Below are 23,325 nucleotides of genomic sequence, written 5' to 3' on the forward strand. Positions count from 1 at the left end.
GGCCCCGGGCAGGGGTCGCTTCTGCGCCGTTTCGACCGTTGTCAGTCCGAGGACCTAATCTGTGCACCGTGACTTCGCCTGCCTACACGGACAACGCTGCGCCCCAGCTCAGCGCGGGGCCGCGGCCCGCCCCGGGCCCGGCCGCCGACGAGGGGCTCTCGCGGCGGCTGCGCGCGCTCGCCTGCACGGCGCCGCTGCACGATCTCGATGTGCGCAAGGCGAATCTGGCCGGTGAGTACACGGTCTACGCGATGGCCGAGGTCGCCCTCGCCGCGATCGACCTCGTCACCCTGAACATGGACTTCGACACAGGGGCCGACCACGACCAGATAGTGACCAGACTGCTGCCCCGCGTCGCCGCCCAGGCCCCGCGCCGCCCGGTGGCCGAGCACGAGCGGGTCGCCCGCTGGGTGCTGGAGAACCTGATCAACGTCGGCAGCGTGGACCGCGGATTCCGCGCGGTGTACGGCACCTTCGGCCCCGACGGGGTCTACGTCCGCCGGGACTACGACTTCAAGCTGATCGAAGAGGTCCCGGGCTACGGCGGCACGGTCTACCTCCGGGCCACCGACGAAGCGGTCAACGTCCTGGTCGGTGCCCTCGACACGGACGTCACCAGCGCCCAGATCGCCGCCGAGGTGAAGCTGGAGGTCCTCATCAGCCGGGGCCGCCTCGCGGACGCCCAGCTGGCCGCCGAGCAGGCCCGCTACCGCACCGTGCAGTACGCGGAGACCCTCCGTAAGACGCTGGAGGCCACCCGGCGCAACGTCCGCGCGGTCGACTGGCTCAACGCGGTCCCCGACATGATCGCCGAAGCGCTGGACCACGTCGCCGACCGCTACCGCCACGAGAACGCGATCCTCACCAACATCCGCAAGGCGCGCGACGAGGCGGAGGAGCCCGAGCACAAGCGCCGCGCCGCCGAGCTCGTCGACATCGTCAAGGACTGCATCCGCCGCCACACCCAGCTCCAGTCCCGCCTGCTGGAAGCCGGACCGCTGTTCCGCGCCGAGCAGGACCGGCAGGCCTTCGCCACCCCCACCGCCCGCACCGGGCTCGACCTGTACGGCCAGCTGGTCGCCCCGCTGCTGCCGCTCCCCGTCGAACAGGCGATCCGCGTCACCGACGCCTTCTTCGCCCGCGGCACCGGACTGCGCACCCCCACCTCGGTCAGGGTCGGCGACCTCGTCGACATGCTGCTCACCCCGCCCCTGGAGCGGGAACACCTGGGCGCCGAGATGCCCGAGCCCGATCTGATCGCCACCCCCGACGACAGCAGGTTCAGCGAGGAGCAGCTCGCGAGCGCCATGGAGCTCCTGGACCTGGAGCACGACGCCCCGCGACGGCTCTCCGGACTCCTCGCCGAGGCCCGGCGCCGCGATCCCGAACTGCCCTACCTGGTCGCCCTGCTCGCGGTGCACGCCGCGAGCCCGCCGGTGGGCACCGCCTACCGCCAGGGCGAACAGCGGCTGCTGTTCTCCGTCGACGACGGCACACAGCTCGACGACCCGGAGTTCGGCGGCGCGGACCTGATCGTCGGTACGGCCCTGCTGGACGCGGCCGGAATGGCCGCCGACCGCACGGAGGCGTCATGACCGGCGCGGCGCACGCCTCGCATCGCGCGCCGGCCCGGCAGGCCCCCGCCGGTACCCGCACCAAGGCCACGGCCCGGACCCTGCCGCCCGGGAACACCGCCCCGAGAGCCGGCACCACCCGCCCCGCACCCGTACCCGCACCGAAGAGTTTCCGCAGCAAGGAGCGACAGTCGTGAGCGACCACCGCGCACAGCATGCCGACGCGTGGAGCGAGCCGACCGCCGCGTACGCGACCGAGGCCACCGGACCCGCCGAGCCGGTGGCTCCCGCGGCCACGCCCTCCGTCACCCCGGCCGACGCGGCCGACGCCGCCCGGCTCGTCGCCTTCGGCCTCCAGCCCAAGCTGCTGCCCGCCCGCGACGCCGAATACGCCGAACTGCTCCGCCGCTACCGGGAGGAGCCCGCCTTCGCCCGGCTCGCCGACGCCGTGGCGACCGGACTCGGCCTGGTCGTCCTGGAGGTGTCCACCCGCGCGGGCATGGCCGTGACCGCCGGTGAGGACTCCGTCTTCGCGGTCCGCATGGGCGACTACGCCCGCCGCGCCTCCTCCGACTCCGCCGACCGCTTCCTGCACGGGCTGGCGCACCTCGCCGTCGCCGCGATGGCCTTCCCCCGCCCCGAGGACCTCGCCGACGACGCGTACATCGGCCGGATCACGGTCAACGGCGTCGACTCCTTCGTACGCCAGGCCTGCCACCGTCTGGAGGAGCGCGCCGAGGAGCACGGCGACAACACCGACCCGGCCACCGACGCCCCTGGACTCGAAGCGGCCTGGCGGATCTACGCCCGGCGCAGCTCCACCGGCGCCACGAAGGACGCCCGCCGCCTGGCCGGCTCCACCACCGGCATCGTCGGCAAGGCCGTGGCCTTCCTCACCGACTCCGGCTTCCTCCAGCGCACCGGCGACGACGCCGGGGGCGCCTTCCGCACCACCGCCCGCTACCAGCTCCAGGTCCGCGACATGGCCGGCAGCGCCGCCATGGCCGAACTGCTGGAACTCGGCGTCGTACCGGTCACCGACGGCACGGCGACGCTGCTGCCGCCGCCCGACGCCGACGACCTGGAGCTGGCCGCCGACGCCGGTCTGCCCTTCCACGCCTGACCGGCCCGCCCCACCACCGCCGTCTCCCCCCGCTGCCTGAACGACGAGAGTCCGCCGCCATGTACGAGCTGTCCCGGGTCCGCCTCTACTCCATCGGGCCTGCCGGTGCGCGCTACGCCGACACCGTGCTTGACCTGCGTGGAGTGGGCGAGCCCGTGCCCAACCCCGCGCCGGCCCAGGCGGAGTTCTTCGAGGAGGAGCCGGTCGGCCCGCCGCGCCGCCCCGCCCCCGCCGGGGTGCTCTTCCTGGAGAACGGCGGCGGCAAGTCGGTACTGCTGAAGCTGATCTTCTCGGTGATGCTGCCCGGCCACCGCAACACCCTCGGCGGCGCCAGCTCCGGAGTGCTGCGCAAGTTCCTGCTCGCCGACGACTGCGGACATGTCGCCCTGGAGTGGCAGCACACCCTCACCGGCGAGTGCGTGGTCGTCGGCAAGGTCAGCGAATGGCGCGGCCGGCAGGTCTCCAACGACCCCCGGAAGTTCGCCGAGGCCTGGTACTCCTTCCGGCCCGGACCCGGCCTCAGCCTGGACTCCCTGCCGGTCGCCGAGGCCACCTCCGTACGCCGGCCCGCCGAAGGCGCCTCCGGCGCGCAGGGCCGACGGCGCACGATGAAGGGCTTCCGCGACGCCCTGACCGAGGCGGGCAAGTTCTACCAGCACCTCGACGTGCACTGGGAAGAGATCCACGACCGCTGGAACGAACACCTCGGAGACCTCGGACTCGACCCCGAACTCTTCCGCTACCAGCGCGAGATGAACGCCGACGAGGGCGAGGCGGCGGGGCTCTTCGCGGTCAAGAAGGACTCCGACTTCACCGACCTGCTGCTCCGCGCCGTCACCGACACCCGGGACACCGACGGCCTCGCCGACCTGGTGAGCGGCTTCGGCAACAAGCTGGGCCGCCGCGCCGAACTGACCGCCGAACGCGACTTCACCGCGGGCTCGGTCGACCTGCTCGGCCGGATCGTGGAGGCCACCGGCACCCGTTCCCGCGCCCGGGACATCCACGCGGGCGCCGAACGCCGCACCCGTACGCTCGCCCGCAGGCTCTCCGCCCGCGCCCGGGAGGAGCGTGGCCGTACCGCCGAGCTGGCCCAGCAGGTGACGGGCGCCGCGCACACCGTCACCACGGCCGAGCAGGCGCGCGGCCGCAGCGCCCTGATCGCCGCCGAACTGGCCTACCGGCACGCCTCCCTGGCCCTGACCGCGGCGGAGAAGGGCGCCGCCGCCCAGCGCCGCGAGCTGGTCGACGCCCGCACCCTGCACTCCGCCTGGCAGGCCGCCGAGGCCGTTCTGCGCCACCGCGCCGCCGCCGACCGCTCCGCACGGGTGGCCGTCGCCATCCGCGAGGCCGAGCGGGACGCCGCGCCCGCGCTCGCCGCCCGCGCCAAGGCCGCCGCCGACCTCGTGCAGGCGCTGCACACCGCCGCCGAGGCCGGCGAAACCGTCGCCAACGAGGAGGAGGAGCGCTCCGGCACCCTCCAGAGCGCCGGCGAGACCGCTCACCGGGACGCCACCACCGCCGCCACCGAGGCCCAGCGCGCCCGCAGCGAGGCCGGACACCTGCGCCAGCGCCTCGCCGAGGTCGAGCAGGAGACCGCACAGGCGGTACGGGCCGGCTGGCTCGACGACACCGCGCCCGACGCCGACCCGGCCCGCGCCGCCCTCGCCGCCAGCGACGCCGAGACCTCCGCCGTCGCCGCGTGGGACACCGCCAGGGAGGCCGCCCGCTCGGCGGCCGACGTGGCCAGGCAGGCCGCGGCCGCCGAGAGCCGCGCCGAACTCGCGGCGGCGCGCGCCGCCGATGCCGCCGATGCCGCGGAACAGTCCTACGAGGCCGAGCTCAGGGCCGCCGAGTCGATCGCCGCCGACCACCGCCTCGCCGACCTGCTGGGCCTGCCCGCCGCCCACGGCAACGGCGTGCCCAGGCCCCGCCGGGGCGCGGCCGGAACGGATGCGGACGCCCCGCACGGCACGGACGCCGTCGGCCGCCGGACCACCGGGGAAGCGGCTCACCCCGGCCACGCCGCCCAGCCCGCCCAGGTGGCCCACGGCCCGCACACCGCCACGGCCGAACCGGCCACCGCCCCCGAACAGCCGCTCACCGCCCAGGAATTCGACCGCAGCGCCGACGAACTGCGCGAACTGCTCGACCAGTCCATCACCTCCGCCGAGCGCCGCCTCTTCGAACTGCGCACCGCGGCCGCCGACGACTCCCGCATCCTCGGCGCACTCGGCGACGGCGGACTGCTGCCGCCCGGCCCCGACGTCCTGGCCACCGTGGAGTACCTCGGGGAGCACGGCATCCCCGCGCTGCCCGGCTGGCGCTACCTCGCCCAGGCAGTCGACCCCGCCGACCACGCGGCCGTCCTCGCCGCCCGCCCCGAACTCGTCGACGGCGTGGTCATCACCGACCCCGACTCGCACGCCCGCGCCCGCGAGGTCCTCAGCGGCGCCGCGCTGCTGCCGCGCTCCGCGGTCGCCGTCGGCACCGCCGCCGCGCTGCTCGCCCCCGTCCCGGCCGCCGGCACGGGGTCGGCGGCGAGCACGGAGGGGGTCTTCCTCGTCCCGCCGAACCCGGCGATGCACGACGAGCACGCGGCCGACGAGGAGCGCCAGGCACTCAGGAGCCGGGCCGCCGCCCGTGACGAGGACATCCGTACTCTCGCGGCCCGCCTCACCGCCGACCGTTCCCTCGCCGCCCGCATCGGCTCCTGGCGGGCCGACTGCCCGCCCGGCATGCTCGCCGAACTCGCCGAGGCCGCCGACACCGCCCGCACGGCCGCCCGGACCGCCGAGGCCGAGCTGGCCGAGGCCCGTACGGTGCGCGCCGAGGCGGACGAAGCCGCCGCGGACACCGCCCGCGTCCGTGAGGAGCGCCAGGAGGCCGCCCAGCGGGCCCGCCGCGCCGCCGACGCCCTCGCGGGCCTCGCGTACCGGCTCCGTGAACGCGCGGGCTGGCAGGTGAAGCTCCGCGAACTCGTCGACGAGGCGGCCGAGTCCGAAGCGCGGGCCACCGTCTGTCTGGAGCGGGCCCGCGCCGCCGACGAGGACCGCCGGGCCGCCCAGCGCGCCGCCGACGACGCCCGCCGCACCGCCCGCGCCCTGCGTGCTGAACGGGCGGAAATCGCGGGCGCCCCCGAGCATCTCCCGGAGTCCGCGGACGACGGCCCGCGCCCCGCGCTCCCCGCGCTGCGCGAGGCGTACCGGGCGGCGTCCCAGCTGTACGAGAAGGTCGGTGTCGGCGCCGATCTGCGCGCCGAACAGGCCCGCGCGGAGAGCGACGAGAGCGCGGCCCTCGCCGAACTGGACCGGCTCACCAACAAGGTCCGCACCCGCGCCGCCCAACTCCTCGAAGGCACCGACGGCGCGGACGGCCCCTCCCGGCAGGCGGCCGCCGCCCGTGCCGAGTCCCTGGTCCAGCTCCTGGAGACCAGGGCCTCCACGGCGAGCGAGCAGCTGGGCCGGCTCCGTGGCGAGGCCGAGCGCCTGGCCCCGGCCGACGGCGAGTCCCACCACACCGAACTCCCCGACGAGCTGGTCCCCGCCGACGCCGACCGGGCCCAGACCCTCCTGCGCACCGCCACGGCCGAACTGGCCGCCGCCACCGCGACCCTGGACACCGCCCGAGCCGCCCACGCCGAGCTGCTCCACGCCCACCGCACCGCCGAGGACTCGGCAGGCGGCTTCGACGAGACGGCGGCGCTCCTGCGCGACCTGCTCCGGGACCACGGCGCCGACGACGACACCGAGGCCCCCGAGCCCTATCCGGGCAGCCTCGAAGAGGCCCGGCAGTCCGCCGCCGAGGCCCGCCGCTCACTGCGCGGCTGTGCCACCGACCTGTCCGCCGCCGAGAGCGCCGTACGAGAAGCGAGCGACGTCCTCGTACGGCACGCCAACTCCACGCGGTACGAACAGGTCCGCACCCCCGCCCGTCAGCAGATCCGCGAGCTGCCGGCCGCGGCGCTGCCCGAGCACGCCGAGAAGTGGGCCGCCGCCTTCGCGCCCCGGCTCCGGGTGCTCACCGACGAGCTGGCCCAGCTGGAGCGCAACCGCGACTCCATCGTCGACCGGCTCCGTGGCCTCGTGGAGTCCGCGCTCACCACCCTGCGCTCCGCCCAGCGGCTCTCCCGGCTGCCGGAGGGACTGGGGGAGTGGTCGGGCCAGGAATTCCTCCGCATCCGCTTCGAGGAACCCGACCAGGCCACACTCACCGAGCGGCTCGGCGAGGTCGTCGACGAGGCGACCCGCGCCGCGCTGAAGAAGAACTCCGACCTGCGCAGGGACGGCATGTCCCTGCTGCTGCGCGGGGTGCAGGCGGCACTGGAGCCCAAGGGCATCGCCGTGGAGATCCTCAAGCCGGACGCGGTGCTGCGCGCCGAGCGCGTCCCGGTCGGGCAGATGGGCGACGTCTTCTCCGGCGGCCAGCTCCTCACCGCCGCCATCGCCCTGTACTGCACGATGGCCGCGCTGCGCAGCAACGACCGGGGCCGTGACCGCCACCAGCACCGGCACGCGGGCACGCTCTTCCTGGACAACCCCATCGGCCGTGCCAACGCCACCTATCTGCTGGAGCTCCAGCGCGCGGTGTCGGATGCCCTGGGCGTACAACTCCTCTACACGACCGGGCTGTTCGACACCACGGCGCTCGCCGAATTCCCCCTGGTCATCCGGCTGCGCAACGACGCGGACCTGCGCGCCGGGCTGAAGTACATCAGCGTGGAGGAGCACCTGCGCCCCGGACTGCCGCAGCAGGACCCGAACGGGGAAACGGTGCACGGAGAGATCACCGCCACGCGGATGTTCAAGCGCTCCACCACATCTCCCGAGACCGCCCCGGTTCCCGCTCCCGCTCCCGATTCCGCCGACGAGTAGGGGCGGGGGACGGGACCCTGCGGAACGCACGGGGGCGTTCCGCAGGGACAGGAACGGACGGGAACGGACAGGAGGAGGAGAAGCGGGACGGGCCGACAACCCGAGCAATCCCGCGCCCCGGGGCGCTCGGACCTGAGGCCGAGCAATCCCGCGCCCCGAGAGGGGGCCCGCGCCCCGGCGGCGCTCAGGCCCGGGAGAGGCTTTCCGCACCCCGGCGGCGTATCCGCGCGTCGTCCCGCTGCGCGGCCCGCGCCGCCCGCCGCGCTCTGCGACGCTCACGGCGCAGCTGCCGCGCCGAACTGCTCGGCACCGAGACCACGCCGTTGCGCTGATTCCAGACCTGCCTGGTCACCCACACGTCCAGCACCGACCAGGTCGCGACGATGGTGCTGCCCACACTGCTCAGCACCATCGGAAAGGCCAGCCAGGACGCGGTCAGCGTGCACAGGAACGCCACCATGGCCTGGATGATCGTCAGCGACATGATGAGAACGGCACGCACGGCGGACCTGCGGACCGGGTCCGGCATCCGCCGCCGGCCCGCGGGTTCTTCCACCCACAGCTGCTGGCGCGGGATCTTCGCCCCGCCCGCCGCCGAGTTCTCCGTCGCGGCCGGTGCCGACGACACCGCGCCCCGACGTTGTTCCGTCTTCAAGGCTCTCAACTCCCCACCAATGTCCGACTTCAGGGTTGCTGCCCGGCATGCGCCGCTTCTACGCGGGCGGATCGGACCGTCCTGCCTCGCGAACCCCTGCCCCGTACTGTCCGCCCGAGGGAACGCGCATGGCGCCCCCGGACCATGATCCCGCCTGACCGGCCCCGGCTCTCCCCGTGTTACCCCTGCCCCGTACAGAGAGACGAGTGAACGGCCGTGAAGATTCCCCCGAACCGGCGTGAAGCGAAGGATTCCAGCCAACTGCCCCGACGGACAGGAAGAAGACCTGGCGGGTCTCTTCTGCCGCTTTCGCGAATTTCATCGCACGGAATACCAGGACAACCCATGACCAACACTGGACAGCACGGCCGAAAATCGTCCGGATGTCTCTTCGAGTTGCTACTCCGTCAGTAGTAGGCTCGCGCCGTTTATTGACGGAACACGACCCCCGCCCCGCGGGGTCGAGCTGGGGGAGTCCATGCGCTTTCGCGGAAAGTCCATCCGCAGGAAGATCGTGGCGTTGCTGCTGGTGCCGCTCATCTCCCTCGTCGCGCTCTGGGGATTCGCCACCTTTCTGACGGGGCGGGAGGCCGGGCGCCTGCTGAGCGCCGGCACCGTGGTCGAGAAGGTCGGTCATCCGCTGGAGGACACCGTCCGGGCCATTCAGAGCGAACGCCGCCAGACCCTCGTCTTCCTCGCCGACCCCAGGGCCTCCAACGCCCTTCCGCTCCTGCAACGCCAACGAGCGGCCACCGACCGCGTCCTGAACGGCGTCAAGGACGGCGCCCGGCAGCAGGACATCCGCGACGCGCTGAGCTCCGACGACGACACCCAGCTGAATTCGATCCTCGGCACGGTCGAAGGACTCGGTGCGCTGCGTGATTCGGTCGACCGGCGCACCATCGACCGCTCCAAGGCGATGGAGTTCTACAACCGGCTCATAGATCCCTGCTATCGCTTCCTCACCGGTCTCCGCACGATGGAGAACGTATCGATGGACAAGCAGGTCCGCGCACTGGTCGGCATCTCACGAGCCCGCGAAATGCTCTCCCGCGAAGACGCACTGGTCGCCTCGTCGCTCATCGCCGGACGCCTCACCGCGACCGAACTGCGCCAGATATCCGACCTCGTGGCAAACCGCGAGCTGCTCTACGAGATCAACGTCGACGCGCTTCCTGCCGCGGAGCGCCAACGCGTGGAGCGGTACTGGGCGAGCCCGGACAGCGAGCCGCTGCGGACGGCGGAGAAGACCCTCATCGAGGGCGGTCCCACCCAGGACCCGCGCGCCGTCGACGCCGAGCGCTGGCAGGAGGCTGCCCCGCCGGTCCTGGACCGGCTGGCCAACGACTCCACGGAGATGAACAACCGCTTCCAGGACCGCGGCAAGCCCGCCGGCTACGGCGTCCTGATCAAGGCCGGTATCGCGGGCGTCCTCGGGTTCCTTGCCCTGATCGCCTCGGTTTTCGTCTCCGTACGCATCGGCCGTGAACTGATCCGGGACCTCTCCCGGCTCCGCAAGGACGCCCATGAGGTCTCCGGCGTACGGCTGCCGAGCGTGATGCGCAGGCTCGCCGCCGGGGAACAGGTCGACGTCGAGACCGAAGCCCCGCACCTTCAGTACGAGCGGGACGAGATCGGCCAGGTCGGCCAGGCCCTCAACACCCTGCAACGGGCGGCCGTCGAGGCCGCGGTGAAGCAGGCGGACATGCGGCGCGGCGTCTCCGAGGTCTTCGTCAACCTCGCCCGCCGCAACCAGGTCCTGCTGCACCGGCAGCTGACGCTCCTGGACGCCATGGAGCGCCGCACCGAGAACACCGACGAACTCGCGGACCTCTTCCGCCTCGACCACCTGACCACCCGCATGCGACGCCACGCCGAGGGCCTGGTGATCCTCTCCGGCGCGGCCCCGTCCCGCCAGTGGCGCAAGCCGATCCAGCTGATGGACGTGGTGCGGGCCGCGGTCGCCGAGGTCGAGGACTACGAACGGATCGAGGTCCGCCGCCTGGCCCGGATCGGGGTGGGCGGCCCCGCCGTCGCCGACCTCACCCACCTGATCGCCGAACTCCTGGAGAACGCGACCGTGTTCTCGCCCCCGCACACCGCGGTCCAGGTGCTCGGCGAACGCGTGGCCAACGGCTTCACGCTCGAAATCCACGACCGCGGCCTCGGCATGGCCCCCGACATCCTCCTGGACGCCAACCTCAGGCTCGCCGAGACCCCCGAGTTCGAACTGTCCGACACCGACCGGCTCGGCCTGTTCGTGGTCAGCCGTCTCGCCCAGCGCCAGAACGTCCGCGTCTCGCTGCAGACCTCTCCGTACGGTGGCACGACCGCCGTCGTCTTCATCCCGGCGGCGCTGCTCACCGATGCCCCGGAGACGCACGGCACCGGCTTCCGCCTCGACCGCCGGGCCGAGCGGGCGATCGGCAGCGGTGGCCGGACCGGCGATGACGCGTCCGGCAGCGGCCGGACCCGCGGGGACGGCGCACCGGACCGCCGGGCCACCGGCAGGCCCTCCGGCCTCGCCCCCGTTCCGACCGGCCTGGTCGACCCGGCCCTCCTGGACGGGCCCGTCGAGCTCGAAGGCCCCGTCGGAACACTGGGCTTCGACAGCGACCCCGTGCTCGACCCGCTGCTCGAACCCCTGCTGGGCGGCGCCTCCGACCTCGACGACACCGAGAGCGAGCGCGGCGGCATCTTCCGCTCCCGCGACCTGCGGCGCGACGCCGACCGCGAACAGCACCAGCAGGCCACGGACCAGGAGCCGGAGCCGCAGGCCGGCGTACGGCCGATGCGCCCCGGCGGTCCGGCGCCGCTGCCCCGCCGCAAGCCGCCGACCCTGGTCGCCGACAACGGCCGCCGGGTCGACGAGGCGGGCCGCGCCCACCCCGCGGCCGCCGAACGGGACGTCCCGACGGGCCCCGCCGAAGCCGAGGGCCCCGGCGCCGGCTTCACGCCCCTCGAACCCCGGCAGCCCACCGGCTTCCGGAAACCGACCGGACCTGCCGCACCCGAGGAGCCCGCGTCGCCCGGCACCCCGAGAACCCGGGAGACCGTGGGCGGCCTGCCCCGCCGCATCCGGCAGGCCAGTCTCGTCCCGCAACTGCGCGAGGAATCGGCGATCCGCGATCCCGAACCGGCCCGGACGGAACCGGACCAGGACTTCGAACGTGATGCGGAAGAGGTGCGCAGCCGGATGGCTTCGCTCCAACGCGGCTGGCAGCGCGGCCGTCGGCAGAACGCCGAGGACGTGACCGGCCCCGGTGAAACAGCACGAGGAACCACTCCGGGAGGGGACGGTCGATGACCGCACCGAACGTCGCAACAACCAACGCCGCACGGCAGGGCTCCGGCCAGCTCAACTGGCTCCTCGACGAACTCGTCGAACGCGTCGCGAGCATCCACAAGGCGCTGGTGCTCTCCAGCGACGGCCTCGCCACCGGCACGTCGAAGGACCTGACCCGGGAGGACAGCGAACATCTCGCGGCCGTCGCCTCCGGATTCCACAGTCTCGCCAAGGGTGTCGGACGGCACTTCGAAGCGGGCCGGGTCCGCCAGACCGTCGTCGAACTCGACGAGGCGTTCCTCTTCGTCACGGCGGCCGGTGACGGCAGTTGCCTCGCCGTGCTGGCCGACGCCGACTCGGACGTCGGCCAGGTCGCCTACGAGATGACGCTGATGGTCAAGCGCGTCGGCGCCCACCTGGCCAACGCTCCCCGGACGACCGGTCTGTCCGCCGGGGGGTGAGTGGACGGTGAGCGCTGACTCCACCCAATCTCCGGCGACGCCCGCCGACCCGCGGGCCTCGCGCTGGTACGACGCCGAGGCGGGACCGGTGGTCCGTCCGTACGCGATGACCCGGGGCCGAACCAGCAGCGCCTCCCGCCATCGGCTCGACCTGATCGCGATCGTCGTACCCGAACCCGAGGCCGACGACCCCGGCCGGGACCAGACGCTCTCCCCGGAGCACGTGGAGATCGTCGAACTCTGCAGTGGCATGCCCCAGTCGATCGCGGAGCTCGCGGCCGGCCTGGACCTCCCCGTGGGGGTGGTCCGGGTGCTGGTCGGCGACCTCGTCGAGGACGAGCTGGTGCACGTGACCCGTCCCGTTCCGCCGGCCGAGCTGCCGGACGTGAACATTCTTCGCGAGGTGATCAATGGCCTTCGGGCGCTCTAGCCGCAAGAAGCGGCCCGTTGAGCCCGTTACCCTGAAAATCCTGGTGGCGGGCGGCTTCGGAGCAGGAAAGACGACCCTGGTGGGGGCGGTCAGCGAGATCAGGCCGCTGCGTACGGAGGAGAGGCTCAGCGAGGCCGGCCGGCCGGTGGACGACGTGGCGGGCGTGGAGACCAAGACCACCACCACGGTGGCCATGGACTTCGGCCGGATCACGCTGCGCGAGGACCTGGTGCTGTACCTCTTCGGTACCCCGGGACAGGACCGGTTCTGGTTCCTGTGGGACGAGCTGGCCCAGGGCGCGCTCGGGGCCGTCGTGCTCGCGGACACCCGTCGGCTGGAGGACTGCTTCGCGGCGGTCGACTACTTCGAACGCCGGGCCATTCCGTTCACCGTCGCCGTCAACTGCTTCGAGGGGGCCGAGACGTTCCCCGTCGAGACGGTGCAGGCGGCACTGGACCTGGACCCGGAGGTGCAGGTGGTCATGTGCGACGCCCGCGACCGCGGCTCCGTACGGGACGTACTGGTGGGCGTCGTGGAGCATGCCGTGGAGCGTGCGGAACGCGTCCGTGAACCCGCCGTCCCCTGACGCCCGTTCAGCGCCCGCACGGTGACGGGCACGGCCCGTACCCCCGCCGACCGGGGTACGGGCCGCGCGTCATCACGTCACCGGTCGAAGAGTTTTCTCCCGCGGTGACCGGCCGTCAACACTCCTTGCAGCACCCGTTGTCGGCGAGCCACTCGGCAGCGATCGCCGCCAGCTCCCCGTCGCGCCCCGCCAGCATCATCCGGATCATCTGCACGTCGCCGCGGAGCGACCAGGCGGGATGCCCGAAGGTGGCCGGATTGTTCTTCTCGATCAGGAAATGCGCGGGCCAGGCGGTCCCGTATCCGATCAGCGGCAGCGCGGCCAGGTACCGCTTGCGACCCCGTGCCAGACCGTAGGCGGTGACCGCGAGCCCGGTCAGGGTGCCGGTCAGATGGACCCACCGGGTCGCGGCCCTGGAGTGCATCGCCACGTAGTAGGGCCAGAACTCCTCGTACGAATCGAACGTCTGCTGTGACATACGGGCACGGTAGTTGCTGAAGGCCGCTTCGAGCGCAACCGGATACGGCCGATCCGCGTCGAAGAGGAAGGAGCGGGCGGCCGGGACCCACGGGGGTGGCCCCGGCCGCCCGCTTCCGCGCGGACGCGTCAGTGCCCCGCGACGGACCGCCAGGCCACCGGGAAGTCGAAATAGGTGTCCGGGAACAGCTCGGGCTTGAAGGTGTAGTGCCACCATTCCTCGGCCAGGTTCACGAAACCGGCGTCCGTGAGCGTCTTCTTCAGGAACTGCCGGTTGGCGCGCTGTGCTCCCTGGATGCGCGGATCGTCGGTGTGGGAGAGCGTGTCGAAGCAGTCGTAACCGGTGCCCATGTCCACGGAGTTGTCCGGGAACCGCTCGGCCGCGGGCGCGTAGCAGGGCACCTGCGGGTCACCCGGCCGGTACGGCGGGGTCGGCGCCGCGGGCAGCTTCACCAGCGTCAGATCCACCGTGCTGCCGCGGCTGTGCCCGGACTTCTCCGCGATGTAGCCGTCCGCGAACAGCCGCGTCTTGTCGACCCTGGGGTAGAACTCGTCCTTCATGGTCTCGTCGTCGAGGTCCTTCGCCCACCGTACGAAGTGGTCGACCGCCCGCTGCGGCCGGTAGCAGTCGTACACCTTCAGCGAGTAGCCCCGGCGCAGCAGCCGGGTCTGCGCGTCGTGCAGGGCGCCGGCCGCGGGCCGGGTCAGGATGCAGAGCGGGTTGCGGTAGCCGTCCACCGGGACGCCCATGAAGTTGTGGGCGGTGGGGTAGCGCATCTCCTGGATGATCGTCGGATCCACCGAGCTCAGCGCGACGAACTCCTCCGGCGCCTTCGGCTCGGGCCTCGCCCGAGCCGTGGGAGCGGCCGCGGTGACGGCGAGCAGGGCGGCGGCAGCTGTCGCCAGGACACGGAAAGCGGAAGCGAGAGGTGTCATGAGCACATAATTCAGTAGTACGGGGGAGTCCGCCGCAGGATCCGGTACAGTCCGCGCGTGTCCGTACCCAGGAGCAACCCCCAGCAACCGGCCAAGGACTCCCACTGCGGCAACTGCGGAGCACCCTGGGCCGCATCCGCCGCCTGGCCCCGCACCTGCACCGCCTGCGGCAGCACCGCCTACCGCAACCCACTGCCGGTCGCCGTCGCCCTCCTCCCCGTCACCGACCAGGACACCACCGGCCTCGTCGTGATCACCCGCACCATCCCGCCCCACCCGGGCGGCCTCGCCCTGCCCGGCGGCTACATCGACCACGACGAGGACTGGAAACACGCGGTCGTACGGGAACTTCGTGAGGAGACCGGCATCGCGGCCGACGAACGGGAGGTCCGCCTCGCCGACGCCCTCAGTGCCCCCGACGGCCACCTCCTCCTCTTCGGTCTCCTCCCGGAACGCCCCGCGACCGCGCTCCCGCCCTCCCGGCCCACCGACGAGACGTCCGGCTTCCGGCTGCTGCGCGCACCCGCCGAGCTGGCCTTCCCCCTGCACACCCGCGCCGTCCGCACCTGGTTCGACGGCGGCTACCGCTGACCGTCACAACGGCTCCACCGCACACCGCGCCCCGGCCCACAGCCCGCACACGCACACCACGACCCGGCCTACAGCCCACGCACCCGCACCGGACAGCCCACCGCTCCCTCCTCACCACCCTCTCGACCCTCCCGTTCGACCACGACCCGCCCGTCCACCCACCGCGACGTGTACCGCTCGACCTCCGCCCGCTCCCAGCCGTCCCCCGCGTCCCGGACCACCAGCCCACTCCCGCCGCGCCCCGCCGACGGAGCCCACACCTCCAGCTCCACACCGCCGTCCGCGCCCCGCACCGGCAGCACCGAACCCGCCCGCGCCAACACCGGCACCCGCGACAGCGGCGCATCGAGCAGCACCTGCCCCGGCCCCTCGTACACCTCACCGGTCGCCGTGTCGTACCAGCGCCCCCGCGGCAACCGCACCGCCCGGCGATCGGCGCCGCGCTCCAGCACCGGAGCCACCAGCAGCGCGTCACCCAGCAGGAACGCGTCCTCGCACTCCCGCAGCGCCCGGTCCCCGGGCGAACGCCACCACAGCGGCCGCACGTACGGCGCGCCGGTCAGCCCGGCGAGCCGGGACAGCGTCACGAAGTACGGGTGCAGCCGCTCCCGCTCCTCCAGCGCCGCCCGCGCGTGCTCCAGCACCCCGGGCCCGAACTCCCACGGCTCCCGCCGTCCCGCGTCGATGGCCGCATGGGTACGGAACAACGGCAGATACGCACCCAGTTGGAACCACCGCAGATACAGCTCCGGCGACGGCGCCCCGTCGAACCCGCCCACATCGGGCCCCGAATACGGCACCCCGCACAGCCCCAGCCCCAGGACCAGCGCCAACGAGGCCCGCAGTCCCGGCCAGCCGGTCGCCACATCACCGGACCAGGTGCCCCCGTAACGCTGCATCCCCGCCCAGCCGGAACGCGAGAACAGGAAGGGGCGCTCCTCGGGCCGCAGCCGGCACAGCCCTTCGTAGCCGGCACGCGCCATCGCCAGCGCGTAGACGTTGTGGGCCTCACGGTGATCACCTCCGCGGCCCTCCAGCGAATGCCGCGCCGACCTCGGCAGCGACGGATCCCCGAACGCGGCGAACGACACCGGCTCGTTCATGTCGTGCCACACGCCCGAGAACCCCTGCGCCAGCCGCTCCTCGTACAGACCGCCCCACCACTCCCGCACCCGCGGATCGGTGAAGTCCGGGAACACGCACTCGCCCGGCCACACCTCCCCGCGCACCACCCGCCCCCGCGCGTCCCGGACGTACGCCCCGCGGTCCCCGACCGCGACCCCTGCGTCGAACACCGCGTTCCCCGGCTCCGCCTTCACCGCGGGATCGACGATCGACACCAGGCGCACGCCGTCCTCCCGCAACTCCTTCGCCAGGCCCGGCAGATCGGGGAAGCGCCCCTGATCGACGGTGAACACCCGGTGCGCGTCGTAGTGGTCGATGTCCAGATGCAGGACGGACAGCGGCAGCCCCCGCTCCCGGTACCCGGCGACGACCCGCCGCACCTCCCGCTCGCTCCCGAACCCCCACCGGGCGTGCTGCGGACCCAGGGCCCAGGACGGCGGCACCGCCGGCGCACCCGTGAGAGCCGTCCAGCCCTGCAGCACCCGGGACGGCGTACCCGCCACCACCCAGCAGCGCAACGGCCCGCCGTCCATCCGCACCTCGCACGCCCCGGGCCGGTCATGGCCAGAACCCGCCCCCTCCTCGCCCTCCCGCAGAGTCACCCGCCCCGACCAGGTGTTGTCGTGGAACACCAGATGCGTCCCCGCGTCACAGACCACGAGCTGCACCGGCATCGTCAGGTACAGCGGATCGTCCCCGGGCCCGAACCGCCCACCCGGATCGGTGTTCCACAACCCGTACACACCGTCCCGCAGCCGCGGCCCCGACGCCCGGCCCCCCAGCCCGAAGAACCGCGCGTCCGCCGGAACCTCGGAACGCTGCACCCACCGGGCACCGCCCCCCGCCACCGGCTCCCACCAGCGCGGCGGCAACTCGCGCCGGAGCACCACCCCGCCCGGAGTACGCAGCTCCACGGCCCCGTGCCGCGACACCGCGACGGTCAGCCGCTCCGACACCACCTGCCAGCCGCCGTCCTTGTCCGGCTCCAGCTCGGCCCGCGGATCCGGCTCGGGCACCGCACCGGGCAGCGCGTACGACGGCGCCGGCTCCGCCCCGTCCCAGCCCCAGAACACCGCACCGCCCACCGCCACCCGCACCCGCAACTCCGAACGGGCGAACCGCACCACACCCCCGCCCGGCTCCGGCTCCGCCCCCACCACCGGTCCGGGCACCCGCGCCCGCTCCGCACCGCGCCGGGGCAGCGCCCGCGCATCCGCACTGCGACGGCGCCAGGACGAGCGCACCGCGCGCAGTCCCCGCACCGAACCGACCATCTTCACCGAGCGCACCAGGTCACGACCGTCCATGCAGCTCAGCCTGCCATCCGGCGAGGCGGGTGAGGGCTGCGTTCAACTTCCGTTCACCCGTGGCCGGACCACATGTCCGGACACCAGGGCATGGGTGGGGAACCCTGGTGCGAAAGACGATCACATGGCATCGTCCGTAAATGCCGCCTCACGCGCACACCCCAGCACGTGTGCGCGGACCCACGCCCATCCCGCGTACCCGTACAGCCAGGGAGCCGCCCCATGACCGCAGCAGCCAACGAAGCCCCCCTCTGGCAGCCCGGCCCCGACCGCATCGCGGCCGCCGCCGTCACCCGCTTCCAGAGCTGGGCGTCCCAGCACTACGGAGCACCGGCCGAGGGCGGCTACCCGGCGCTGCACCAGTGGTCCGTCGACGAACTCGACACGTTCTGGAAAGCCGTCGCCGACTGGTTCGGCATCCGCTTCTCCACCCCGTACGAGACCGTCCTGGCCGACCGCACCATGCCCGGCGCCCAGTGGTTCCCCGGCGCCACCCTCAACTACGCCGAGCACGCGCTGCGCACCGCCGAGGACCCCGCGCGCGCGGACGCCCCCGCCCTGCTCCACGTCGACGAGACCCACACCCAGATCCCCGTCTCCTGGTCCGAACTGCGCCGCCGGGTCGGCTCCCTCGCCGCCGAGCTGCGCGCCCTCGGCGTCGCCCCAGGCGACCGCGTCAGCGGCTACCTCCCCAACATCCCCGAGGCCGTCGTCGCCTTCCTCGCCACCGCGGCCGTCGGCGCCGTCTGGACCTCCTGCGCCCCGGACTTCGGCGCGCGCAGCGTCCTCGACCGCTTCCAGCAGGTCGAACCCGTCGTCCTCTTCGCGGTCGACGGCTACCGCTACGGCGGCAAGGAACACCACCGCGCCGACACGGTCGCCGAGCTGCGCCGCGAACTGCCCACCCTGCGCGCCGTCGTCCACATTCCGCTGCTGGGCACCGAGGCCCCCGAAGGCGCCCTCGAATGGTCCGCCCTCACCCAGGCCGACACCGAGCCCGTCTTCGAACAGGTCCCCTTCGACCACCCGCTCTGGGTGCTCTACTCCTCCGGCACCACCGGGCTCCCCAAGGCGATCGTCCAGTCCCAGGGCGGCATCCTGCTGGAACACTTCAAGCAGATCGGCCTGCACTGCGACCTCGGCCCCGAGGACCGCTTCTTCTGGTACACCTCCACCGGCTGGATGATGTGGAACTTCCTCGTCTCCGGCCTCCTCACCGGAACCACCCTCGTGCTGTACGACGGAAGCCCCGGCTACCCGGACGTCAGCGCCCAGTGGCGCGTCGCCGAACAGACCGGAGCGACCCTCTTCGGCACCTCGGCCGCCTATGTCATGGCCTGCCGGAAGGCAGGCATCCACCCGGGCCGCGACTTCGACCTCTCCCGGGTCCAGTGCGTCGCCACCACCGGCTCCCCGCTCCCGCCCGACGGCTTCCGCTGGCTCCACGACGAGGTGGACGACGAGCTGTGGATCGCCTCCGTCAGCGGCGGCACGGACGTGTGCAGCTGCTTCGCCGGCGCGGTCCCCACCCTCCCCGTCCACATCGGCGAACTCCAGGCCCCCTGCCTCGGCACGGATCTGCGGTCCTGGGACCCGGCGGGCGAACCGCTCATCGGCGAGGTCGGCGAACTCGTCGTCACCGCACCCATGCCGTCCATGCCCATCCGGTTCTGGAACGACCCCGACGGCAGCCGTTACCACGACAGCTACTTCGACATGTACCCCGGCGTCTGGCGCCACGGAGACTGGATCACGATCACCGGACACGGCTCGGTCGTCATCCACGGCCGCTCCGACTCCACCCTCAACCGCCAGGGCGTACGGATGGGCTCCGCCGACATCTACGAGGCCGTCGAACGGCTTCCCGAGATCCGCGAATCCCTCGTCATCGGCCTCGAAGAGCCCGACGGCGGCTACTGGATGCCGCTCTTCGTCCACCTCGCCGAAGGCGCCCGGCTCGACGACGCGTTGCGCGACAGCATCAAACGAACCATCCGGGAGAACCTCTCCCCGCGCCATGTCCCCGACGAGGTCATCGAGGTCCCCGCCATCCCGCACACCCTCACCGGCAAGCGCATCGAGGTCCCGGTCAAACGCCTCCTGCAGGGCACCCCCCTGGCAAAGGCGGTCAATCCCGGCTCGATCGACAACCTGGAGCTCCTCCACTTCTACGAGGACCTCGCCCACAAGCGTCACTGACCGTCCGCGTTGTCAGTGCCCGTGATTACTCTGAGTGAGCAATGATCGACAGCGCACTGGGGGAGTCATGGCGCACATCAAGAACAACGGAAACAACGGAAACAACGGCAATAGCGCGAACAGCAGGAGCGGCGTGGGCGGCGGATCCGCCAGGACAGCCGCGTACCGCCTCTCCGGCGCGTCCATGCGACGCACGCTGCGCCGCGAAGCACCCAGCACCATCGGCCTCCTGGCCGACGAGCAGGACTTCGCGGCGATGCGGCGCTACCGCACCTTCACCTTCGACGACCACACCGCCTACCTCCAGCAGGTCGAAACCCTGCTGAAGTCCCTCTCCGCACAAGGCATGCACGCCACGGTCGCCCTCTTCGACCCGGAGGAGTACGCGGAGTACTGCGCCGAGTCGGGACTCGCCCCCGACACCCCGGCCAGCCGCAGCCGCTTCACCGCCGAGATCGCCGCGGCCGGCGCCACCGTCGCGTACACCGGACAACCCATCGACACCCTGATCCCGCTCCTGGTCAGCCGGGCCGTCCGCCGGGCCACCTGGGAGTACGCCACGATGATCCTGGCCGGCCTCGGCGAATGCGCGGACTGCGGCAAGGACGTCGGCCACGCCGCTTTCGACCGGGCCTCGCACCTGCTGCTCCGCATCCTGGAGACGGCCGGCCCCGGCACCCACCACCTGGTCTGCAGCACCCCCACCGACCACGAGCACCTGCTCGCCGTCCTGCACACCGAACGGGACAGCACCGGGCCCGCCCGGCTCGGAACCGATGAAGGAGCAGAGTTCGTCACGGTGCTCGCCGTGGGCATCGCCCTCGAAAGGCCCGGGGGAGTCGTACTCCGAACGAGCCGCCCCGGAGCCCAGGACCGGGTGCACGGCTGGCGTCTGACCAGCGGTGATCTGGCCCCGCTCAGCGCCGGTGAGGTCTTCAGCGCCTACTGCACCGACGCCGACACCGGCGAACCGGTCGCCCCGGAATCACACGTGGAGTACTGCGCCGGCTTCGACCTCGGCGCGGACGAACCGGAATCGCACCACTGACAGACCGAAGGGGCTCCCCGCCACCGTCGGCGGGGAGCCCCTTCACCACAGAACGCCGCGGGACCTACTCGCCCGACAACACACCCTGAGCCGCGACCCGCGCCTCCTCGGCGGAGTCCGCCGCACGAGCGGCGGCGGCGGCACGCTCGCACTGCGCGAGCGTGTACTTCGCCAGCGTGGCACGGACATAAGGAATGGACGCGGCGCCCATCGACAGCGACGTCACACCCAGCCCCGTCAGCACACAGGCCAGCAGCGGGTCGGAGGCGGCCTCACCACAGACCCCGCAGCTCCTGCCCTCGGCCCTGGCCGCCTCGGCCGACAGCGCCACCAGATCGAGCAGCGCGGGCTGCCACGGGTCCTGCAGTCGCGACACCGCACCCACCTGACGGTCGGCAGCGAAGGTGTACTGCGCCAGGTCATTGGTCCCCAGCGAAAGGAACTCCACCTCCCGCAGGATCGAACGCGCCCGCAGCGCGGCGGACGGAATCTCCACCATCGCGCCGAACTTCGCCCGCAGACCGGCCTCGCGGCAGGCGTCGGCGAAAGCCTTGGCATCCGCACGGTCCGCCACCATCGGCGCCATGACCTCAAGGTGCACGGGCAGCCCCTGGGCCGCCTTCGCCAGCGCGGTCAGCTGGGTACGCAGCACGTCGGGGTGGTCCAGCAGACTCCGCAGCCCGCGCACACCCAGCGCCGGGTTCGGCTCGTCCGCCGGAGTCAGGAAGTCCAGCGGCTTGTCAGCCCCGGCGTCCAGCACCCGTACGACGACACGCCCCTCGGGAAACGCCTCCAGCACCGCCCGGTACGCAGCGACCTGCTTCTCCTCGGACGGCGCCCGCTTGCTGTCGTCCAGGAAGAGGAACTCGGTACGGAACAGTCCCACGCCCTCCGCACCGGCCTCGACCGCCGCCGGTACGTCGCCGGGCCCGCCGACATTGGCGAGCAGCGGGACCTTGTGACCGTCGGAGGTCGCACCCGGACCGGACGAAGCCGACAGCGCGGCCTTGCGCGCCGCTGCGGCACTCTCCATCTCGGCACGCTTCTCGGCGTTCGGCTCGACGAAGATCTCACCGGTGCTGCCGTCCACGGCGATGACCGTGCCCTCGGCCAGCTCACCGGCACCGGGGAGCGCCACCACGGCGGGCACCCCGAGAGCACGGGCCAGGATCGCGCTGTGGCTGGTCGGCCCGCCCTCCTCGGTCACGAAGCCGAGCACCAGAGCCGGGTCGAGCAGCGCCGTGTCCGCGGGCGCCAGGTCCCGCGCGATCAGTACATAGGGCTCGTCGCTGTCCGGCACACCCGGCATCGGCACACCGAGCAGCCGGGCCACGATCCGGTTGCGCACGTCGTCGAGGTCGGCAACGCGCCCCGCCAGGTACTCCCCGGCGTTGGCGAGCAGCGCCCGGTAGGCGGCGAACGCGTCGTAGACGCCGCGCTCGGCGGTGCTGCCGACGGCGATACGCCGTTCCACGTCGGCCATCAGCTCGGGGTCCTGGGCCATCATGGCCTGGGCCTCAAGAACGTGCTGAGCCTCGCCACCGGCCAGGTTGCCGCGCGCGATCAGGTCGGCCGCCACGGCCTCCACGGCCTGCCGGGCACGCCCCTGTTCGCGCTCGGCCTCCTCGGCGGGGATCTGCTTGGCCGGCGGTTCGAGCACCGCCGTACCCATATGACGCACCTCGCCGATCGCCACCCCGTGGCTCACACCGACGCCTCGCAGCGTTGTCTCCATTTCACCCGTCTCCGGTCGTGCGGTGGCCCGTGCCGCCGCGGTGGATATCCAGTCGGCCGTCATCGAGCCGAGTTCGTCACTGCCAACCGAACAAGGTGTCGCCGACCTTCACGTCCCCGTCCTCACGGACGTCGGAGAGGGATTCGGCGGTGGCTTCCAGCGCGACGACCGGACACACGGGGGACTTGCCGGCCGCCTCGACGGCCGCGGGGTCCCAGCGCACGATGCCCTGGCCGCGCGTGACCCTGTCCCCCTTGTTCACGAGCAGCTCGAACCCTTCGCCGTTGAGTTGAACGGTGTCGATGCCGAGGTGCGCGAGCACCCCGTGCCCGTTCTCGTCGACGACGACGAAGGCGTGCGGGTGCAGGGAGACAATGATGCCGTCGACCGGCGACACCGCCTCGGACGGCTCACGCACGGGGTCGATGGCGGTTCCAGGACCCACCATCGCGCCGGAGAAGACCGGGTCCGGTACCGCAGCGAGCCCGATGGCACGTCCGGCAAGAGGGGACGTCACAGTGGTCATAGGGAGCCTCCCAGGGGTGGAGCTTGATCGGCGCCGTCACAGCCTGTGGGCGACGGCGTGCTGCTCAGCAGCGTAAGTCATAAGAAGTCCCGGTTCCGCCCGAGTCCTGGCGATTCACGGCCTTAGAGACGTACCGGGAACGATTTGCCTCGCCCCCCGGCGACCTGTACTGTCGTACTCCTGCCTGGCCCCAACGCGACTTCGAGTCGGGGGTCGGCAGCGACTTTTAAGCCCTGACTCTAAACCGGACTCGGCACCTGCATGTCTGCAGGAGCTGGTCAAGGAAAGCGAAAAGGACTGATAGAGTCGGACTCGCCGGAAAGGGAAACGCGAAAGCGAAGAACTGGAAAGCGAAAAGCAGGATCCCGCTTCGACCGGGAATCGGACACGAA

General features: G+C 72.5%; 17 protein-coding genes. 11 read left to right on the forward strand and 6 right to left on the reverse strand.

Features of this window, described 5'->3' with window-relative positions; genetic code table 11:
* Positions 1-68 precede the first annotated feature (68 nt).
* Genes ACFYY1_RS35125 through ACFYY1_RS35140 form a run of 4 tightly spaced genes read left to right on the forward strand, consistent with a single transcriptional unit; the run spans position 69 to position 7,571 of the window.
* Entirely contained in the window at positions 69-1,595 is a 1,527-nt protein-coding gene (locus ACFYY1_RS35125; RefSeq protein ID WP_388592822.1) for a hypothetical protein, read from the forward strand.
* The gene (locus ACFYY1_RS35130) at positions 1,592-1,771 is read left to right on the forward strand and encodes a hypothetical protein (protein WP_388592825.1); all 180 of its coding nucleotides are present in this window, start codon (positions 1,592-1,594) and stop codon (positions 1,769-1,771) included. Before ACFYY1_RS35125 ends, ACFYY1_RS35130 begins: the two co-directional genes overlap by 4 nt.
* Positions 1,768-2,697 (forward strand): hypothetical protein, encoded by a 930-nt coding sequence (locus tag ACFYY1_RS35135; RefSeq protein WP_388592827.1) that lies wholly within the window; start codon positions 1,768-1,770, stop codon positions 2,695-2,697. Before ACFYY1_RS35130 ends, ACFYY1_RS35135 begins: the two co-directional genes overlap by 4 nt.
* A gap of 59 nt (positions 2,698-2,756) precedes the next feature.
* Positions 2,757-7,571 carry a hypothetical protein gene (locus ACFYY1_RS35140; protein ID WP_388592828.1) on the forward strand — a complete coding sequence of 1,605 codons (4,815 nt, stop codon included), beginning with the start codon at positions 2,757-2,759 and terminating at the stop codon, positions 7,569-7,571.
* Between the two features lie 184 nt (positions 7,572-7,755).
* On the opposite strand, the gene ACFYY1_RS35145 is transcribed toward ACFYY1_RS35140, so the two are convergent.
* Positions 7,756-8,226 carry a hypothetical protein gene (locus ACFYY1_RS35145; protein WP_388592831.1) on the reverse strand — a complete coding sequence of 157 codons (471 nt, stop codon included), beginning with the start codon at positions 8,224-8,226 and terminating at the stop codon, positions 7,756-7,758.
* 478 nt (positions 8,227-8,704) lie between these two features.
* Between ACFYY1_RS35145 and ACFYY1_RS35150 the strand changes: the two genes are divergently transcribed.
* The 4 genes from ACFYY1_RS35150 to ACFYY1_RS35165 are packed head-to-tail and all read left to right on the forward strand — an operon-like array spanning position 8,705 to position 12,989.
* On the forward strand, positions 8,705-11,533 hold the full coding sequence (locus ACFYY1_RS35150; protein ID WP_388592833.1) for a nitrate- and nitrite sensing domain-containing protein: 2,829 nt from the start codon (positions 8,705-8,707) through the stop codon (positions 11,531-11,533).
* Entirely contained in the window at positions 11,530-11,973 is a 444-nt protein-coding gene (locus ACFYY1_RS35155) for a roadblock/LC7 domain-containing protein (RefSeq protein ID WP_388592835.1), read from the forward strand. Before ACFYY1_RS35150 ends, ACFYY1_RS35155 begins: the two co-directional genes overlap by 4 nt.
* A 7-nt stretch (positions 11,974-11,980) precedes the next feature.
* The gene (locus tag ACFYY1_RS35160) at positions 11,981-12,403 is read left to right on the forward strand and encodes a DUF742 domain-containing protein (protein WP_266735571.1); all 423 of its coding nucleotides are present in this window, start codon (positions 11,981-11,983) and stop codon (positions 12,401-12,403) included.
* Positions 12,384-12,989: an ATP/GTP-binding protein gene (locus tag ACFYY1_RS35165; protein ID WP_388592837.1), complete on the forward strand. Its 606-nt coding sequence runs from the start codon at positions 12,384-12,386 to the stop codon at positions 12,987-12,989. The genes ACFYY1_RS35160 and ACFYY1_RS35165 overlap by 20 nt, the downstream gene beginning before the upstream one ends.
* A 115-nt stretch (positions 12,990-13,104) precedes the next feature.
* Here the strand turns inward: ACFYY1_RS35165 and ACFYY1_RS35170 are convergent, their stop codons facing one another.
* Together ACFYY1_RS35170 and ACFYY1_RS35175 are read right to left on the reverse strand one after the other, a co-directional pair.
* Positions 13,105-13,467 (reverse strand): Mpo1-like protein, encoded by a 363-nt coding sequence (locus ACFYY1_RS35170; RefSeq protein WP_388592838.1) that lies wholly within the window; start codon positions 13,465-13,467, stop codon positions 13,105-13,107.
* 128 nt (positions 13,468-13,595) lie between these two features.
* Positions 13,596-14,402, reverse strand: a complete 807-nt coding sequence (locus tag ACFYY1_RS35175) for a M15 family metallopeptidase (RefSeq protein ID WP_388592840.1) — start codon at positions 14,400-14,402, stop codon at positions 13,596-13,598.
* A gap of 57 nt (positions 14,403-14,459) precedes the next feature.
* Here ACFYY1_RS35175 and ACFYY1_RS35180 point away from each other — a divergent pair, with 57 nt between their 5' ends.
* Positions 14,460-14,993 (forward strand): NUDIX domain-containing protein, encoded by a 534-nt coding sequence (locus tag ACFYY1_RS35180; protein ID WP_388592842.1) that lies wholly within the window; start codon positions 14,460-14,462, stop codon positions 14,991-14,993.
* Positions 14,994-15,061: 68 nt separating this feature from the next.
* On the opposite strand, the gene ACFYY1_RS35185 is transcribed toward ACFYY1_RS35180, so the two are convergent.
* On the reverse strand, positions 15,062-17,425 hold the full coding sequence (locus ACFYY1_RS35185) for a glycoside hydrolase family 31 protein (RefSeq protein WP_388592845.1): 2,364 nt from the start codon (positions 17,423-17,425) through the stop codon (positions 15,062-15,064).
* A gap of 222 nt (positions 17,426-17,647) precedes the next feature.
* Between ACFYY1_RS35185 and ACFYY1_RS35190 the strand changes: the two genes are divergently transcribed.
* Both ACFYY1_RS35190 and ACFYY1_RS35195 read left to right on the forward strand, forming a co-directional pair.
* On the forward strand, positions 17,648-19,624 hold the full coding sequence (locus ACFYY1_RS35190; RefSeq protein WP_388592848.1) for an acetoacetate--CoA ligase: 1,977 nt from the start codon (positions 17,648-17,650) through the stop codon (positions 19,622-19,624).
* Between the two features lie 184 nt (positions 19,625-19,808).
* Positions 19,809-20,672 carry a hypothetical protein gene (locus ACFYY1_RS35195; protein WP_388592863.1) on the forward strand — a complete coding sequence of 288 codons (864 nt, stop codon included), beginning with the start codon at positions 19,809-19,811 and terminating at the stop codon, positions 20,670-20,672.
* 64 nt (positions 20,673-20,736) lie between these two features.
* On the opposite strand, the gene ptsP is transcribed toward ACFYY1_RS35195, so the two are convergent.
* Both ptsP and ACFYY1_RS35205 read right to left on the reverse strand, forming a co-directional pair.
* Positions 20,737-22,407, reverse strand: coding sequence for a phosphoenolpyruvate--protein phosphotransferase (ptsP, locus tag ACFYY1_RS35200; RefSeq protein WP_388592850.1), 1,671 nt, complete (start codon positions 22,405-22,407; stop codon positions 20,737-20,739).
* Positions 22,408-22,483: 76 nt separating this feature from the next.
* Positions 22,484-22,933, reverse strand: a complete 450-nt coding sequence (locus ACFYY1_RS35205; RefSeq protein WP_388592853.1) for a PTS glucose transporter subunit IIA — start codon at positions 22,931-22,933, stop codon at positions 22,484-22,486.
* Between the last annotated feature and the right edge of the window lie 392 nt (positions 22,934-23,325).

Source organism: Streptomyces sp. NPDC001890 (assembly GCF_042891445.1).
GTDB lineage: Bacteria > Actinomycetota > Actinomycetes > Streptomycetales > Streptomycetaceae > Streptomyces.